Raw genomic sequence first — 14,757 nt, 5'->3', positions numbered from 1 at the left:
TCGAGCGGCCTTACTGCCGCACCGGCCGAGGCCGACGATTCCTTTATCCGCCAGAATCATACCATCATACAGGGGTACCGAGGGCAATGAACAAGCAGGAACTGATCGGCCAGGTTGCCGACCATTCGGGGCTGAGCAAGGGCGATGCCAGCAAGGCGGTCGAGGCCGTGTTCGACTCGATTTCGTCGGCGCTCAAGAAGGGCGACGAGGTTCGTCTCGTGGGCTTCGGCACCTTTTCGGTCAGCAAGCGCAAGGCGTCGACCGGCCGCAATCCGCGCACCGGCGAGCCGATGACGATCAAGGCGTCGTCGCAGCCGAAGTTCAAGGCCGGCAAGGGCCTCAAGGATTCGGTCAACTGATCGGTCTTTCCGGGCTGGACAGGCGCGATACAGCCGCCTAAAGGCCCGCTTCCCGACGGTTCGGGGCGCGTAGCTCAGCGGTAGAGCACACCCTTCACACGGGTGGGGTCACAGGTTCAATCCCTGTCGCGCCCACCACCGCATGAAGACCCCGGCGGGCTCGGCCCGGCGGGGTTTTTCTTTGCCCGCGCCGATCGGCACCGATAGCCCAGATCGTCACGGCAGTGTCACGACTGTCATGGTTCCGTCATCCGAACGAAACCGAACTTTCTTCAAAATCACATCCCGCCGTCACGCACGGCCCCTAGCCGGGTTTCGCGGTCGACAGGGGGCTCTCCGAGTCGATCAAGGGCGTCCGCCCGACCATCGCACAACCGGAAAAAACCGGAACGGAGACAGTTCATGGCCGATTTCAAACGCCTCAGCCTCGTCCTCATGACCAGCTGCGCCGCTGCGTCGCTCGCGGCCTGCGACGGCGCGACCAGCGTCGCATCGCCCGGCGAAGGCGTGATCGTGGTGCCCGCGCCCACGCCAGCTCCGGCGCCGACCCCCGCGCCGACACCCACGCCGACGCCGACCTCGACCACCGGCCCCGCCGCGAACTGCCCCACCGGCACCACCAATGTCGGCACCATCGGCAATTTCCGCTCGTGCCGCCTGCCGTCGCAGATCACCGGCAATCTCTCGCTCCCCGCAGTCGCGGGCGTGGCCTATGAGATGAACGGCCGCGTCGATGTGGGCATCGATCGTGGCGGCGCGCTCAACACGGGCACGCAGGGCAATCTGTCGATCGACGCCGGCGCGATCATCTACGCCAACACCACCAATGCCGACAACGACCTGCTCGTCGTCAACCGCGGCTCGACGATCGATGCCGAAGGCACCGAGACCAACCCGATCATCTTCACCGCGCAAGCGAACCTGACGGGCAACGTCACCGACGAATCGCAGGGCCTGTGGGGCGGCATCATCCTCGCCGGCCGCGCGCCGATCTCGAACTGCAACCTCTCGGGCGTCACCGGCGGCTCGGCGAACTGCGAAGCCGTGGTCGAGGGCACCGGCAACGCGCTCTACGGCGGCGCCACCGCCAACGACACCTCGGGCGTGATGCGCTATGTGCAGATCCGCTACTCAGGCACCGTCATCAGCCCCAACAACGAACTTCAGGGCCTCACCACCGGTGGCGTCGGCTCGGGCACGCGCCTCGAATATATCCAGATCCACAACAGCTCGGACGACGGCATCGAGATTTTCGGCGGCACGCACAATGCCCGCTATCTCGTGGTGACCGGCGCCGATGACGACAGCATCGATACCGATGTGGGTTGGAAGGGCTTCATCCAGTTCGCGATCGCCTCGCAGCGCCCGAACAACACGCAGACCGACACCTACATGATGGAGATCGATTCGAACGGCAACGAGGACGCGCTGCCGCGCCAGAACGGTCGCATCGCGAACTTCACCTTCATCCACCGCTCGAATGGCGTGAACGCGGCCCTGCGCCTTCGCGGCGGCGCCGATTTCAGCTTCGTCAACGGCATCATCACCTCGGCCACCGAGCCCTGCCTCAACATCGTGGCAGGCACTGCCGAGAATGGCGGCAAGTCGACGATCCGCGCGGCCAATGCGGCACTCGACGAGGCCGGTCCTCCGGTGTTCAACTCGATCTACTTCGCCTGCGCCGATGGTCTCTCGACCGAAACGACGCAGAACGGCGTAACGGTGACCAACGCCGAGCAGGCCGCGATCGTCAATGCGGGCACGAACAACGTGGTCAACGGCACCGCCGCGGCCGCGCTTGCCAGCGACTTCCTGCCCGGCACCGGCGCGCAGGGCGTGACGCCGTTCAACGCCGCCACGCTCAACGTCTCCGGCTCGTCCTTCTTCGTGCAGACGAGCTATATTGGCGCGGTCTCGGGTCCGAACGACAATTGGTATCGCGGCTGGACCTGCAACTCGAACCGCGGAAACTTCGGCGCGACGAGCCAGAGCTGCACCACGGTGCCCGGCATCTAAGCAGGCGCGAACATGGGCCGGGAGCAGTGGCGCAGCCGCGCCGCCGCTCCCGGCCTTGCCGCATTTCGATACCTTTTGTGACCCGGACCCAAGATATGACGCACAAGCTCGCATTCGGCTCGCTGCTGCTCCTCACCTCGCATTTCGTCGCGCCCGCGGCGCTGGCGCAGGTATCGGGATCGGGCGGTGTATCGACCACCACGCCACCGGCAGGGCAGGTGACGACACCCGATGCGGGCGGCGCGGCGCCGACGACGCCGCAGACCGTCGGGCCCGACGATACCTCGCAGCAGGTCGACCAGGCCGAGCAGGAGGTCGAGATTTCCGCTCCCGGCGCCGGCGACGTCAACGAGGACATCGTCGTCATCGGTCGCAACATCCCCAACGTCGTGCGGTCGACCGCGCAGGTGATCTCGGTACTGTCGAGCGAGGACATCGCGCGTACGGGCGAGGGCGACATCGCCGGGGCGCTGACGCGCGTGACGGGCCTCAGCGTCGTCGGCAACGGCTTCGTGTTCGTGCGCGGCCTCGGCGATCGCTACTCATCCTCGCTGCTCAACGGCCTGCCGCTGCCCAGCCCCGAGCCGCTGCGCCGCGTCGTGCCGCTCGACATCTTTCCGACCAACCTCGTCGCCTCGGCGCTGGTGCAGAAGAGCTTCTCGGCAAATTATCCCGGCGAGTTCGGCGGCGGCGCGATCAACCTGACGACGCGCGCGGTGCCTGACGAGAGCTTCATCCAGATTGGCGGCTCGGTCGGCTTCGATACCGCGACGACCAGCCAGCTCGGCTATGTCTATGACGGCGGCAGCGCCGACGTGTTCGGCTATGACGACGGCACGCGCACCGTGCCCGGCTTCGTCAAGGATGCCGGCATCAACAACACCGGCCTCAACCCGGGCCAGACCGCGGCATTGCGCAACGCCGAGACGACGCTGCTACAAGAGAATGACGACATTCCCGCCAATTGGGGTGCCGATATCAGCATGGGCACCTCGTTCGATGTCAGCAACGACGTACGCATCGGCGTGATCGCGGGCGGCGGCATCTCGAACAGCTGGCGCACGCGCCAGGCGTTGCAGCAGGTCGCCAACTCGGCCGATGGCGGCCTTGCGAGCGACTTCACCGCGGTGACGACCGACAACCGCATCCTCGTCAACGGCCTTCTCGGCCTCGGCGCCGAAGTCGGCGATCACCGATTCCGCTTCACCAACCTCTATATCCACGACACGCTGAAGCAGGGCATCCTGTCGGCCGGCGATCTCGACAATCTGGGTATTCCGGGGCCGTTCGCGCCGATCCCGACCTATATCGAGCAGTATACCAACTGGTTCGAGCGCCAGCTCTTCACCTCGCAGTTCGTTGGCGAGCTCGACTTCGATGCGTTGCAGGTCGATCTGCGCGGCGCCTATGCCAACACCAAGCGCAAGGCACCGTATGAACGCGCGTTCCGCTACGAATATACCGCCGCCGATGGCATTAACGACTATATCAACACGCTCGGCGGCACGACGCAGACCGCGACTGTCGCGTTCAGCGACCTCAACGAGGATCTGTGGTCGGGCGCGATCGATCTCAGCTACGAGTTCAACTGGGATCGCCCCGTCACGCTCTCGGCCGGCTATGCCTATAGCGACGCCCAGCGGCAGGCGAGCCGCTATCTGTTCCGCTATGTCGGCCCCGACAACAGCACGCTCAACAACACGGTAGGCCAGCTGCGGCCCGATTTCCTGCTGTCGCAGGCGGTCATCAACTTCTGGGGCATCAATCTGCAAAACATCTCGGGCTTCGGCGACAATGCGGCTCCGGCCTACGAAGCGCAGCTCGAAATCCATGCCGGCTATGTGCAGGCCGAGGCCGAAGCGTTCGATGGCGTGCGTGCCACCCTAGGTGTGCGCTACGAGGATGCGCAGCAGGACGTGGCGCTGCTGCGCGCGGACGGCGTGTTGCCCGGCACCAACCTCAACAACGACTATTTCCTGCCCGCCGCGACCATCACCTGGAACTTCGCCGAGGACATGCAGCTGCGCCTGCATGCCTCCAAGACCATCGCACGCCCGCAGTTCCGCGAGCTGGCGCCGCAGATCTATATCGACTTCGATTCGAACCGCCAGTTCTTCGGCAACCCCAACCTCTCCGACTCGGAGCTCTACAATCTCGAAGCGCGCTACGAATGGTTCTTCGCGCGCGACCAGCGGCTGACCGCCGCAGGCTTCTTCAAGCGGATCGAGAACCCGATCGAGACGATCGCGCAGGTCGCGCCGGGCTCGAGCACGCTGCTCACGGGCTTCTCGAACGCGCCCGAGGCCCAGCTTTGGGGCGGCGAGATCGAGGTGCAGAAATACTTCCCGCTCGACACGCTCGGCTCGCTGTTCGCCGGTACGCGGCTGCTCGCGCTCGCCAACTACACCTATACCCAGTCGAACCTTCAGGTCGGCTCGCAGCTCGTGCCCAATCCGATCTTCGGCGCGGCGGACGTTGCCGCCAACCTGATCTTTGAGGATGGCGCACCACTTATCGGCCAGTCGGATCATCTGGTGAACGCCCAGCTCGGCCTCGAGAACGAGGAGACGATGAGCCAGGCGACGCTGCTCGTCACCTATGCCAGCGACCGCGTGACCAGCCGCGGGCCGGTGTTCGACGGCGTGCGCCTGCCCGACATCGTCGAGCGGCCCGGCGTGCGCTTCGACGTGGTGTATCGGCAGGGCATCAGCATCGGCGACGATCAGACGATCGAGCTCAAGGTCGAGGGCCGCAACCTGACGCGCACGCGCTATCAGGAATTCCAGACCTTCTCGAACGGCGCCCGCGTCGATACCAATACCTTCGACCTTGGTCGCGTCATCTCGGTGGGGTTGAGTGCGCGGCTGTGAACCGCATCAACGGTTAAGAGGGGGATCGGGCTTCGGGCGAACACGTCCGGAGCCCTTTCTCGTCACCAGCCCCAGGGCCTTTCGCGATACCATTTGGTGATGACGTATTTGGTGCCTGCGCGCACCTTCATCCCGTGATGCAGCGTGGCGGGGTTGGGGCGACCATCCTCACGCAGATTGTTCCACGCAAGCAGCTTGCCCGTCTCGGGATGCACGATCTTGTCGATCGCCTTGAAGCGCGTGGCGCCGCCGGCTTCGGGCTCGTTCAGATAGACCATCACGGTCCAAGTGCGGTTGCCCGCTACCGAGCAGAACTTGGCAAAATCGGCACCATCGGGACTGAAATAGTCGGTGTGCGCCTTGAACTCCTGCCCCACGGCGTAACGCTGACCCTGTATGGGCTCGCCAAAAACGGGGTCGAGGCAGGTGAATTCGGTCAGCCTGGCCTCCAGCGCCTGCGTGACCGGATCGAGCGCATCGAGATCGCAGGTCTCGCTGGTGCGGAACGCGGTATCGCCGTTGAAATCCGATACGGTCGAGGGACGCCGCGTCGCATCGATCATCGCGCAAAGCTGCTGGCACATCGCCGCGTCGAGGAACTGTCGGCGAACGAACAGCGACAGCTTCGGACTGGGCACTCTCTGCACGCCCGACTGGCTGAGCAGATGATCGACGACGGGTGCGGCAGGCAGGCCAGATCCGAGCAGCGAACCGGAGGTAGGCGGGGAAGCGAGACTGGCCATTGCCCCATCGTGCCAAATCGGTGCCGATCGCGAAAGCGGTGATTGCGGGATTGGACACGCCGGGCGCGCCCGGCGAGGTCGACGCTTCACGCATATGCGGTGGCGGCTTGACGGAACTCGGCCCCGCGCTATCTGGCGCGCAGGCGGTTGCGTTCGGGCTTTTGCGAGGCTAAGCGCGCCACTCCACGGCGATCGTAGTTCAATTGGTTAGAGCACCGGCTTGTGATGCCGGAAGTTGCGGGTTCAAGTCCCGTCGGTCGCCCCATCCTTTCCCCCGAACATGGGTACAGGCGTGCAGACCGACTGGGGCTTTCCCGATTTCGACGCGCACGAAGGCGTGCACCTCTTCACCGATCGTGAATCGGGCCTTCAGGCCGTCATCGCGGTGCATTCGACCAAGCTCGGGCCGGCGGCGGGCGGCGTGCGGTTCTGGCATTATGCCGATCCGGCCGCGGCAATCACCGACGCGCTGCGCCTGTCGCGCGGCATGAGCTTCAAGAACGCGATGGCCGGTCTGCCTATGGGCGGCGGCAAGGGCGTGATTCTCGCCGACGCGGCGCGTACCAAGACGCCCGCCATGCTGCAGGCGTTCGGCCGCGCAGTCGAATCGCTCGGCGGTCGCTATGTCACCGCCGAGGATGTCGGTATCTCGGAAGCCGATCTCACGACGATCGCCGGCGTCACGCGCTATGCCTCGGGGCTGCCCGTCAAGGCATCGGGCGGGGCAGGGGGTGATCCCGGCCCGTTCACCGCGATGGGCGTGTATCTGGGCGTCAAGGCGGCGGCGAAGCGCGCGCTCGGCACCGATGACATGGCCGGCGTGCATGTCGCCATTCAGGGCGTGGGCAGCGTTGGCGGCGGCCTTGCCCGCCTGCTGGCCGCCGATGGCGCGACGCTGACCATCGCCGACGTCAATCGCGACCGCGCGCAGGCGCTGGCCGACGAGCTTGGCGCTGCAACTGCCGATCCCGATGCTGTGCTGACACTCGATGCCGACATCGTCAGCCCCAACGCGCTGGGTGCGATCCTGACGCTGCGTACGATCGACGCGCTGCGCTGCAACGCGGTTGCAGGCGGCGCCAACAACCAGCTCGCGACGCGTGCCGACGGCGACGCGATCCATGCGCGCGGCATCCTCTACGCGCCCGATTACGTCATCAACGCCGGCGGCATCATCAATGTCGGCCTCGAATATCTGGGGCAGGGCGATCGCGCCGAGGTCGAGGCACGTATCCGCCAGATTCCCGAGCGGCTCGATCGCGTTTGGGACGAAAGCGCGCGCGACGATCGCCCGGCATCCGAAGTCGCCGACGATCAGGCGCGTCGTCTGATCGGGCGCGGGTGATCGCAACGCATAATGGCGCGCGAGGGCGGTCGGCCTGATGGGCTGGATCGTGCTCGCGTTCCTCGGCGTTGGGGCGGCAACGCTGCTCTGGGCGCTGCGCACGCCGCGGCTCCTATGGACGATGCTCGCCGCCGGCATGATGCTGGGTGCCGCCGGCTATGCCTGGCAGGGGCGACCGATGCAGGCCGGCAGCCCGATCGAGCGCGCGGCGGGCGGCGGCGATTTCGATCCGGCGATCGCCGCGCTGCGCCAGCAGATGTTCGGGCGCTTCCAATATTCGGACAGTTTCTTCGCCGCCAGCGACGCGCTGACGCGCAGCGGCAATCTGCGCGGGGCGGCACAGATCATGATCGCGGCCGTGCGCTCGTCGCCCGACAATCTGCCGCTGTGGACGGGGCTAGGCACGGCGCTGGCGCGCGCCGATGGTGATACGCTCTCTCCGGCAGCACGCTTCGCCTTCGCGCGTGCGCGACAACTCAACCATGAGCATCCCGCCCCCTGGTTCTTCGAGGGATTGGCGATGGTGCGCGCCGGCGACTTTGGCGGCGCCCGTCCTTATTGGGCGCGCGCGGTCGCGGTTTCGCGCCAAGGTTCGCCCTATCGCACCGGCATCGCCGACCGGCTCGCGGCGCTCGACCAGATGATCGCAATCGAGGTGGTGATGCGCCGCCAGATGCAGGGTGCGCCGCGCTGATGCTTCGGCGTCACGAGGCGCACCCCTTATCAGACGGTCACTCGTAGCGCGCGCTCGTCACGCCGGTATTTTCGTTGTAGAATAGCGAGATCGCCGAGATTTCGCACAAATTGATCTTGCGCCACACCGCGTTGGTATCGTCGTCGTACACCGCCTTCATGTCCCACACGCAGGTTTCCTCGGAACGGCTGAAGTCGATGTCGACCGAGCGGCCACTCGGCAGCACGTCATCGCCCATGATGTCTTCTTCCCACTCGTCGGTAGTGGTCGGGGCGATGTATATCTCCGAGATAGTGTAGCCCGTCCGGTTGTTGACAGTCAGCACCTCGTCCTGCGCTGATGCCGGCGCCGCCAGCATCGTCAGTACAGCCGCCGACCCAATCAAGAATGCTTTCATGGTCCCCCCCATCGATCCGCGCGGTTTGAAAGCGCGGATCTTCTTGGCAGGGTTTCAGGCAAAAGCTATCAAGATTCGGACGGACCAGTACAAACGGGACGGATCACGCGCCCCGCCCGGTCTTCTCCTGCAACGCGTCGATTGCCTTCGATGCGTCGGCCTTGCTCAGACCTTCCTGCATCTCAACGCCGGCTTCCTCGCTCAACGTCTTGAGATAGCTCGCCTGTGCGCCGGTCATCGGCTCGTCGCCGGTGGTCCAGTCGTCGGGGTCCTTTTCGGCGTTCGAAAAGGGCTCGGTCTTGGGATTGTCGGCCATCGCTAGGTCTCCTTCGCGATGGCCAACGATCATGTTCCTATTGCGTTCCGCTCAGGCACTCCACGCCGCGAAAGGCAGGTCGAGCGCTTCGGCCACCGCCTCGTGGCGGATCTGGCCGCCCGACACGTTCAGCCCGGCCGCCAGATGGCGATCGGCGCGCATCGCCGGCTCGGCGCCGAGATTGGCGAGGCGCAGCACATAGGGAAGCGTCGCGTTGTTGAGCGCGAACGCGCTAGTACGCGCCACCGCGCCCGGCATGTTGGCCACGCAATAATGGATCACGCCATCGACCTCGTAGACGGGGTCGTCGTGCGTCGTCGCCTTCGAGGTCTCGAAGCAGCCGCCCTGGTCGATCGCGATGTCCACCAGCACCGATCCGCGCTTCATCGTCTTGAGCATGTCGCGCGTCACCAGCTTGGGCGCGGCCGCACCCGGCACCAGCACCGCGCCGATGACGAGATGCGCGTTCTTTACCGCCGCGGCGATCGCCGCCTTGCTGGCATAGGCCGTCTTGATCTGGCTCGAGAAAAACATGTCGAGCTCGGCGAGGCGATCGTTGTTGATGTCGTAGATCGTGACATCGGCACGCATGCCGACCGCCATCTGCGCGGCGTTGACGCCGGAGACGCCGCCGCCGAGGATCGCCACACGCGCCGGCGCAACGCCGGGCACGCCGCCAAGCAGCACGCCGCGGCCGCCCTGTTCCTTCTCGAGATAATGTGCGCCGACCTGCACCGACATGCGCCCCGCCACTTCGCTCATCGGCTTCAGCAGCGGCAGCGAGCGCGAATCGCTCGTTACCGTTTCATACGCGATGCAGGTAGCGCCCGAGCGCATCAGCCCTTCGGCCTGCGGCTTGTCGGCAGCCAGATGAAGATAGGTAAACAGCGTGTGCCGCGCCTCGAGCATCGCGACCTCGCCCGGCTGCGGCTCCTTGACCTTCACAATCATGTCGGCCTGCGCGAATACCTCGGCGGCCGTGCCGACGATGCGTGCACCCGCTTCGACATAATCGGAATCCTCGAAATCGATGCCGCCGCCGGCCTTGGTCTCGACGACCACTTCATGACCCGCTGCGACGAGCTCGGCCACCGAGGGGGGCGTCAGGCCGACGCGATATTCGTGATTCTTGATTTCCTTGGGAACACCGATGCGCATGGCCGCTCTCCTGTCGAATTGATTTGGCTGAGCATAGCCCGACCGGCCGGTGCGGATCCCTGCAAACATCGCCGCCAACCAGTCCATACGCGCATGGATATGCGGGAGATTGCGTGCTATATCGCATTTCGATGCAGATCGACCGTATCGACCGCGCGATCCTCGAGCGACTCGCACAGGACGCACGTGCACCGGTGAGCCGCGTTGCCGAGCATGTCGGGCTTTCACAGTCGGCATGTACGCGACGCATCCAGGCGCTCGAGTCCGCCGGGGCATTGGCCGGATATGGCGCGCAGATGGGACGCAAGCGGCTCGGCTTCCATGTCACGGCCTTGGTCGACATCACCTTGTCGACGCAGGTCGAGGAGGATCTGGCGGCGTTCGAGCGCGCGGTCTCGGCCGTGCCGGGCATCATCTCGTGCGCGCTCGTCTCGGGGCACCAGGACTATCGCCTGACGATCATCGCCCGCGATCTCGACGATTACGAGCGGCTGCACCGCGAGCATCTGGGGCGCCTCCCGGGGGTGACGACGATCGCTTCGAGCTTCGTGTTGCGTGACGTGCCGACGCGCGGCGAGGCGGCGGCACTGTTCGCGGCATGAGGCGAGCGCCGCATCCCGTACGGCAATTCCGATCAATATGGTTCGCGTTGCGGCAGTGCAGCGGCGGTGCTAACGCGCCGCCCGGTCCAGCCCAGCACGAAGTCCTTTCCGCGATGTCACCCTTCCCGTGTCGATCGAACCTCCGTCCGTGGTGAATGCCGCGCCCGACGCCGATGCCCCGGAAGGCGGATCGGTCGCCGATCACCACGCGCATGAACGTGCACAGGCCTTTTGGAAGCTGGCGGTAGGCGCCGTAGGCGTCGTCTTCGGCGATATCGGCACGAGCCCGCTCTACGCCTTTCGCGAAACCTTTGCCGGCCACCATCCGCTCGCGATCGACCGGTTGCACGTATTGGGCGTCATCAGCCTCATCTTCTGGTCGATGATGATAGTGGTGACGCTCAAATATGTGAGCATTATCATGCGTGCCGACAACAAGGGCGAGGGCGGCAGCCTGGCGCTGCTGGCGCTGATTTCGGGGCGCACCGCGGGCAAGCGATGGACCGCGGGCATCGTGATGCTCGGCGTCTTCGCCACCGCGCTGTTCTACGGCGACAGCATGATTACCCCGGCGGTATCGGTGCTGGGCGCAGTCGAGGGACTTTCGGTCGCAGCGCCCGCCTTTGCCGGCCTCGTGCTGCCGATCGCCGTCGTGATCCTCGTATTCCTCTTCTCGATCCAGCGCAGCGGCACGGCGCGCGTCGGCGCCTTTTTTGGCCCGGTAATGGTGCTCTATTTCGTCACCATCGCCGTGCTGGGCACTATCAGCATCGTGCGCGATCCCAGCGTGCTTTGGGCGCTTCTGCCCAACTATGCCGTTGCGTTCTTCGCGCTCGATCCGCTGGCGGCTTTCCTCGCGCTCGGTTCGGTCGTGCTGGCAGTGACGGGCGCCGAGGCGCTCTATGCCGATATGGGGCATTTCGGTCGCAAGCCCATCCGCTTCTCGTGGCTCTGGTTCGTGCTGCCCTCGCTCATGCTCAACTATATGGGGCAGGGCGCACTGCTGCTGCGCGATGCGTCGGCGATCCAGAGCCCCTTCTATCTGCTGGCGCCCGAAGCGCTGCAGCTGCCGCTGGTGCTGGTCGCGACCTGCGCCGCCGTGATCGCCAGCCAGGCGGTCATCACCGGAGCCTTCTCGGTCACGCAGCAGGCGATCCAGCTGGGCTTCATGCCGCGGCTGCGCATCGATCACACCAGCGCATCGACGGCGGGGCAGATTTACATCCCCATCATCAACTGGCTGCTGATGACGATGGTCATCGCGCTGGTGCTGACCTTCCAGTCGTCGTCGAACCTGACCGCGGCCTATGGTATCGCGGTGACGGGCGCGATGTTCATCGATTCGTGCCTGCTTACGGTGCTGCTGTTCGCGCTGTGGAAGTGGAAATGGTGGCAGGCGGTGCCGTTGCTCGCCGTCTTCTTCGTCGTCGACGCCGCCTATCTGGCCGCCAACCTCACCAAGGTGCCCGATGGCGGCTGGTTCCCGCTGCTCGTCGGCCTTGTCATCTTCACGCTGCTCACGACCTGGGCCAAGGGCCGCAAGCTGATGATCGAGCGGCTGCGCGAGGCTGCGATGCCGATTCAGGTGTTCATCCAGTCGGCCGCCAATTCGGCCACGCGCGTGCCGGGCACCGCGGTGTTCATGACCTCGACGCCCGAAGGCGTGCCGCACGCGCTGCTGCACAATCTCAAGCACAACAAGGTGCTGCACGAGCGCGTGATCCTGCTGACGGTGAAGATCATCGACGAGCCCTATGTCGCCGAGGCCAATCGCGTGCGGCTCGAAGACCTTGAGCGCGGCTTCCATCGTATGGTGCTGTGCTATGGTTTCATGGAGGAGCCCGACGTGCCTGCCGCGCTCAAGCGCGTGCACGAATGCGGTGCCGAGTTCCGGATGATCGAGACGAGCTTCTTCCTTGCCCGCCAGACGCTGCTGCCTTCCGCCAAGCCCGGCATGGCGGTGTGGCGCGAGAAGCTGTTCGCGTGGATGCTGCGCAACGCCGAAAGCGCGATGGAGTTCTTCCGTCTGCCGACTAACCGCGTCGTCGAGCTTGGTAGCCAGGTAGAGATTTGAGCCCGGTCGCACCCGCGCCCATCATCGTGACGGCGCTGTTCGACGCTGCCGACGCTGCGTGGCTCAACGATCTGCGCCGCGCGCATTTTCCGCCCGAGCGCAACCATCTCGACGCGCATCTGACGCTGTTTCACCACATCGCTCCCGATCTGGCGCGCGAGCTCAAGCAGCGGCTGTCGGCGGCTACGCGCGGCATGCCCGCACCGCAGGCGTGGCTCGGCGGCGTCATGTCGCTCGGGCGGGGGACGGCGTTCCGCGTCGAGTCGCCGGCGCTCGAGAGCATCCGGGCGGAACTGGCGCACGCGTTCGCGCCGATGCTCGTGCCGCAGGATCGCGCGGGCTGGCGCCCGCACGTCACCATCCAGAACAAGGTCGAGCCCGCAGCGGCCAAGGCGTTGCAGGCCGCGCTTTCGGCGAGCTTCTCGCGGCGTCCACTGGCAATTTCGGGGCTGGCGAGCTGGTGGTATCGCGGTGGCCCGTGGGAGCCGCTTTCGCGCCATATGTTTGCTTGACCGGCACCGCACGCCCGCCTATGTGGCGCGCCTTGCCGCACGACGGCGGCCCTGATCGGGGCGGAGTAGCTCAGTTGGTTAGAGCAGCGGAATCATAATCCGCGTGTCGGGGGTTCAAGTCCCTCCTCCGCTACCATCTGAACCGAGGCGCAAGGACGTTCCGGTTCAGGCTGGTGCAGTCCTCCGCTACCATCCTCATCAAATTGCCGGCAGGAACGCAGCACGTGCCGGGCGAGGCTGCCACGCAGCGGTCACCGGCGCAGCCGTGATCGTTCCTCGCCGGCGTTGGCGTCGTCCTTCGGGAGATAGGGCAGCCGGCGATGGCGGCGCGAGCCCATCACCCACTCCCAGGCCTTCTGGTGCGCGCGGCGCTGCACCTGGCGGCGTTTGCGCCGCTGGCGATGATTGCGATCGCGCGTCCATTCCCGAAGCCCCAGCGCAAGCACGATCGCAACCAGCGCCACGAACAATGCCAATATGGTCTTCATCTCAGCGTTCCGTCGGTTGTCTGCGCCCCGAACGGATTGACGACCTGCCGCTTTCCTGGCTGCCGCATCCCCGAACGCACGCTTACGCCCCTGCCAATATTTTCTTTCGATTGCGTTTTTATTGTATCGATCCGACTTGATCGAGAGGCCGCGACGGCGCCGCCAACCACTGGCAGTCGCGCGGCCGATCGCGTATCGGAGCGCCCATGACTACGCACACCACCCGCATGCTCATCCTCGGCTCGGGCCCGGCCGGGCTCTCCGCCGCGATCTACGGCGCTCGCGCCGGGATGAAGCCGATCGTCGTGCAGGGCATCCAGCCCGGCGGCCAGCTGACGACCACCACCGATGTCGAGAATTATCCCGGCTTCCGCGACGTCATCCAGGGTCCCTGGCTGATGGACGAAATGCAGGCGCAGGCCGAGCATGTCGGCACGCGGCTGATGTACGACACGATCGTCGAGGTCGATCTCTCGCGCCGCCCCTTCCGCCTCATCGGCGACGGCGGCGACGTGTATGAAGGCGAGGTGCTGGTGATCGCCACCGGCGCGCAGGCCAAGTGGCTGGGGCTCGACAGCGAGGAAGCGCTGAAGGGCAAGGGCGTATCGGCCTGCGCCACCTGCGACGGCTTCTTCTATCGCGGTCGCAAGGTGGCGGTGATCGGGGGCGGCAACACCGCGGTCGAGGAAGCGCTGTACCTCACCAATCACAGCGACGACGTGACGCTAATCCACCGGCGCGACAGCCTGCGCGCCGAGAAGATCCTGCAGGAGCGGCTGTTCGCCAACGAGAAGATCACCGTGCTCTGGAACAAGGGCGTCGAGCGCTTCGTCGGCGACGGTGATCCCGAAGGGCTGGTGGCGCTCGAGCTGCGCGACACCGTGACCGGCGAGCTTTCGCGGCTCGACGTCGAGGGCGGGTTCGTCGCGATCGGCCATCACCCGGCGACCGAGCTTTTCCGCGGCCATCTCGAGCTCGATGCCGATGGTTACATCGCGGTGCAGACCGGATCGACGCGCACCAGCGTCGAGGGCGTGTTCGCCTGTGGCGACGTGATGGACAAGGTCTATCGCCAGGCCGTCACCGCCGCCGGCACCGGCTGCATGGCGGCGCTCGACGCCGAGCGCTTCCTTGCCGAGGTCGAGTTCGAGCACGTTCGCGAAGCCGCCGAATAGGGCCGCCG

The 14,757-nt window shown here is 65.7% G+C and carries 13 protein-coding genes, 3 tRNA genes and 1 pseudogene; 12 read left to right on the top strand and 5 right to left on the bottom strand.

What is annotated here, in order from left to right; translation table 11 throughout:
• Positions 1 to 83: 83 nt before the first annotated feature.
• The 4 genes and pseudogenes from FBR43_RS06920 to FBR43_RS06905 all read left to right on the top strand — a co-directional run.
• Positions 84 to 359: pseudogene (locus FBR43_RS06920) on the top strand (HU family DNA-binding protein); the annotation flags it as partial.
• A gap of 63 nt (positions 360 to 422) precedes the next feature.
• A tRNA-Val gene (locus FBR43_RS06915) sits at positions 423 to 497 on the top strand.
• A gap of 264 nt (positions 498 to 761) precedes the next feature.
• Entirely contained in the window at positions 762 to 2,375 is a 1,614-nt protein-coding gene (locus tag FBR43_RS06910; protein ID WP_136942464.1) for an autotransporter outer membrane beta-barrel domain-containing protein, read from the top strand.
• 95 nt (positions 2,376 to 2,470) lie between these two features.
• On the top strand, positions 2,471 to 5,245 hold the full coding sequence (locus tag FBR43_RS06905; RefSeq protein WP_136942463.1) for a TonB-dependent receptor domain-containing protein: 2,775 nt from the start codon (positions 2,471 to 2,473) through the stop codon (positions 5,243 to 5,245).
• A gap of 62 nt (positions 5,246 to 5,307) precedes the next feature.
• Here FBR43_RS06905 and FBR43_RS06900 read toward each other — a convergent pair whose 3' ends face one another.
• Entirely contained in the window at positions 5,308 to 5,988 is a 681-nt protein-coding gene (locus FBR43_RS06900) for a prolyl hydroxylase family protein (RefSeq protein ID WP_136942462.1), read from the bottom strand.
• Between the two features lie 188 nt (positions 5,989 to 6,176).
• Between FBR43_RS06900 and FBR43_RS06895 the strand changes: the two genes are divergently transcribed.
• The 3 genes from FBR43_RS06895 (at position 6,177) to FBR43_RS06885 (ending at position 8,027) form a co-directional block, all read left to right on the top strand.
• Positions 6,177 to 6,253, top strand: a tRNA-His gene (locus tag FBR43_RS06895).
• Between the two features lie 27 nt (positions 6,254 to 6,280).
• Positions 6,281 to 7,333 (top strand): Glu/Leu/Phe/Val family dehydrogenase, encoded by a 1,053-nt coding sequence (locus FBR43_RS06890; RefSeq protein WP_136944078.1) that lies wholly within the window; start codon positions 6,281 to 6,283, stop codon positions 7,331 to 7,333.
• Between the two features lie 37 nt (positions 7,334 to 7,370).
• Positions 7,371 to 8,027, top strand: a complete 657-nt coding sequence (locus FBR43_RS06885) for a tetratricopeptide repeat protein (protein WP_136942461.1) — start codon at positions 7,371 to 7,373, stop codon at positions 8,025 to 8,027.
• 37 nt (positions 8,028 to 8,064) lie between these two features.
• Here FBR43_RS06885 and FBR43_RS06880 read toward each other — a convergent pair whose 3' ends face one another.
• The 3 genes from FBR43_RS06880 to ald form a co-directional block, all read right to left on the bottom strand.
• Entirely contained in the window at positions 8,065 to 8,424 is a 360-nt protein-coding gene (locus FBR43_RS06880) for a hypothetical protein (protein ID WP_212611901.1), read from the bottom strand.
• Positions 8,425 to 8,527: 103 nt separating this feature from the next.
• A complete protein-coding gene (locus tag FBR43_RS06875; protein WP_136942459.1) occupies positions 8,528 to 8,740 on the bottom strand; it encodes a DUF3072 domain-containing protein in 213 nt (70 codons plus the stop codon).
• Positions 8,741 to 8,791: 51 nt separating this feature from the next.
• A complete protein-coding gene (gene ald / locus FBR43_RS06870; RefSeq protein ID WP_136942458.1) occupies positions 8,792 to 9,898 on the bottom strand; it encodes an alanine dehydrogenase in 1,107 nt (368 codons plus the stop codon).
• A gap of 131 nt (positions 9,899 to 10,029) precedes the next feature.
• On the opposite strand from ald, the gene FBR43_RS06865 reads away from it, so the two are divergent.
• The 4 genes from FBR43_RS06865 (at position 10,030) to FBR43_RS06850 (ending at position 13,222) form a co-directional block, all read left to right on the top strand.
• Complete coding sequence (locus tag FBR43_RS06865; RefSeq protein WP_169542662.1) at positions 10,030 to 10,500, top strand: Lrp/AsnC family transcriptional regulator; 471 nt, start codon at positions 10,030 to 10,032, stop codon at positions 10,498 to 10,500.
• A 127-nt stretch (positions 10,501 to 10,627) separates the two neighbouring features.
• Positions 10,628 to 12,574 carry a potassium transporter Kup gene (locus FBR43_RS06860; protein ID WP_249276486.1) on the top strand — a complete coding sequence of 649 codons (1,947 nt, stop codon included), beginning with the start codon at positions 10,628 to 10,630 and terminating at the stop codon, positions 12,572 to 12,574.
• Complete coding sequence (locus tag FBR43_RS06855) at positions 12,571 to 13,086, top strand: 2'-5' RNA ligase family protein (protein WP_136942456.1); 516 nt, start codon at positions 12,571 to 12,573, stop codon at positions 13,084 to 13,086. The genes FBR43_RS06860 and FBR43_RS06855 overlap by 4 nt, the downstream gene beginning before the upstream one ends.
• A gap of 59 nt (positions 13,087 to 13,145) precedes the next feature.
• Positions 13,146 to 13,222: transfer RNA gene (locus FBR43_RS06850), tRNA-Met, on the top strand.
• Between the two features lie 115 nt (positions 13,223 to 13,337).
• Here the strand turns inward: FBR43_RS06850 and FBR43_RS06845 are convergent.
• On the bottom strand, positions 13,338 to 13,574 hold the full coding sequence (locus tag FBR43_RS06845; protein WP_136942455.1) for a hypothetical protein: 237 nt from the start codon (positions 13,572 to 13,574) through the stop codon (positions 13,338 to 13,340).
• Between the two features lie 206 nt (positions 13,575 to 13,780).
• Here FBR43_RS06845 and trxB point away from each other — a divergent pair, with 206 nt between their 5' ends.
• The gene (gene trxB / locus FBR43_RS06840) at positions 13,781 to 14,749 is read left to right on the top strand and encodes a thioredoxin-disulfide reductase (RefSeq protein ID WP_136942454.1); all 969 of its coding nucleotides are present in this window, start codon (positions 13,781 to 13,783) and stop codon (positions 14,747 to 14,749) included.
• The last annotated feature ends 8 nt before the right edge of the window (positions 14,750 to 14,757 follow it).

Origin of the sequence: Sphingomonas baiyangensis (genome assembly GCF_005144715.1) — a bacterium.
GTDB lineage: Bacteria > Pseudomonadota > Alphaproteobacteria > Sphingomonadales > Sphingomonadaceae > Sphingomonas > Sphingomonas baiyangensis.
This window is presented reverse-complemented; position numbering and strand designations above follow the sequence as displayed.

Coding starts and splice junctions, on each gene's coding strand:
- FBR43_RS06910 (WP_136942464.1), top strand. CDS start 762: ATGGCCGATTTCAAACGCCTCAGCCTCGTCCTCATGACCAGCTGCGCC.
- FBR43_RS06905 (WP_136942463.1), top strand. CDS start 2,471: ATGACGCACAAGCTCGCATTCGGCTCGCTGCTGCTCCTCACCTCGCAT.
- FBR43_RS06900 (WP_136942462.1), bottom strand. CDS start 5,988: ATGGCCAGTCTCGCTTCCCCGCCTACCTCCGGTTCGCTGCTCGGATCT.
- FBR43_RS06885 (WP_136942461.1), top strand. CDS start 7,371: ATGGGCTGGATCGTGCTCGCGTTCCTCGGCGTTGGGGCGGCAACGCTG.
- FBR43_RS06880 (WP_212611901.1), bottom strand. CDS start 8,424: ATGAAAGCATTCTTGATTGGGTCGGCGGCTGTACTGACGATGCTGGCG.
- FBR43_RS06875 (WP_136942459.1), bottom strand. CDS start 8,740: ATGGCCGACAATCCCAAGACCGAGCCCTTTTCGAACGCCGAAAAGGAC.
- ald (WP_136942458.1), bottom strand. CDS start 9,898: ATGCGCATCGGTGTTCCCAAGGAAATCAAGAATCACGAATATCGCGTC.
- FBR43_RS06865 (WP_169542662.1), top strand. CDS start 10,030: ATGCAGATCGACCGTATCGACCGCGCGATCCTCGAGCGACTCGCACAG.
- FBR43_RS06845 (WP_136942455.1), bottom strand. CDS start 13,574: ATGAAGACCATATTGGCATTGTTCGTGGCGCTGGTTGCGATCGTGCTT.
- trxB (WP_136942454.1), top strand. CDS start 13,781: ATGACTACGCACACCACCCGCATGCTCATCCTCGGCTCGGGCCCGGCC.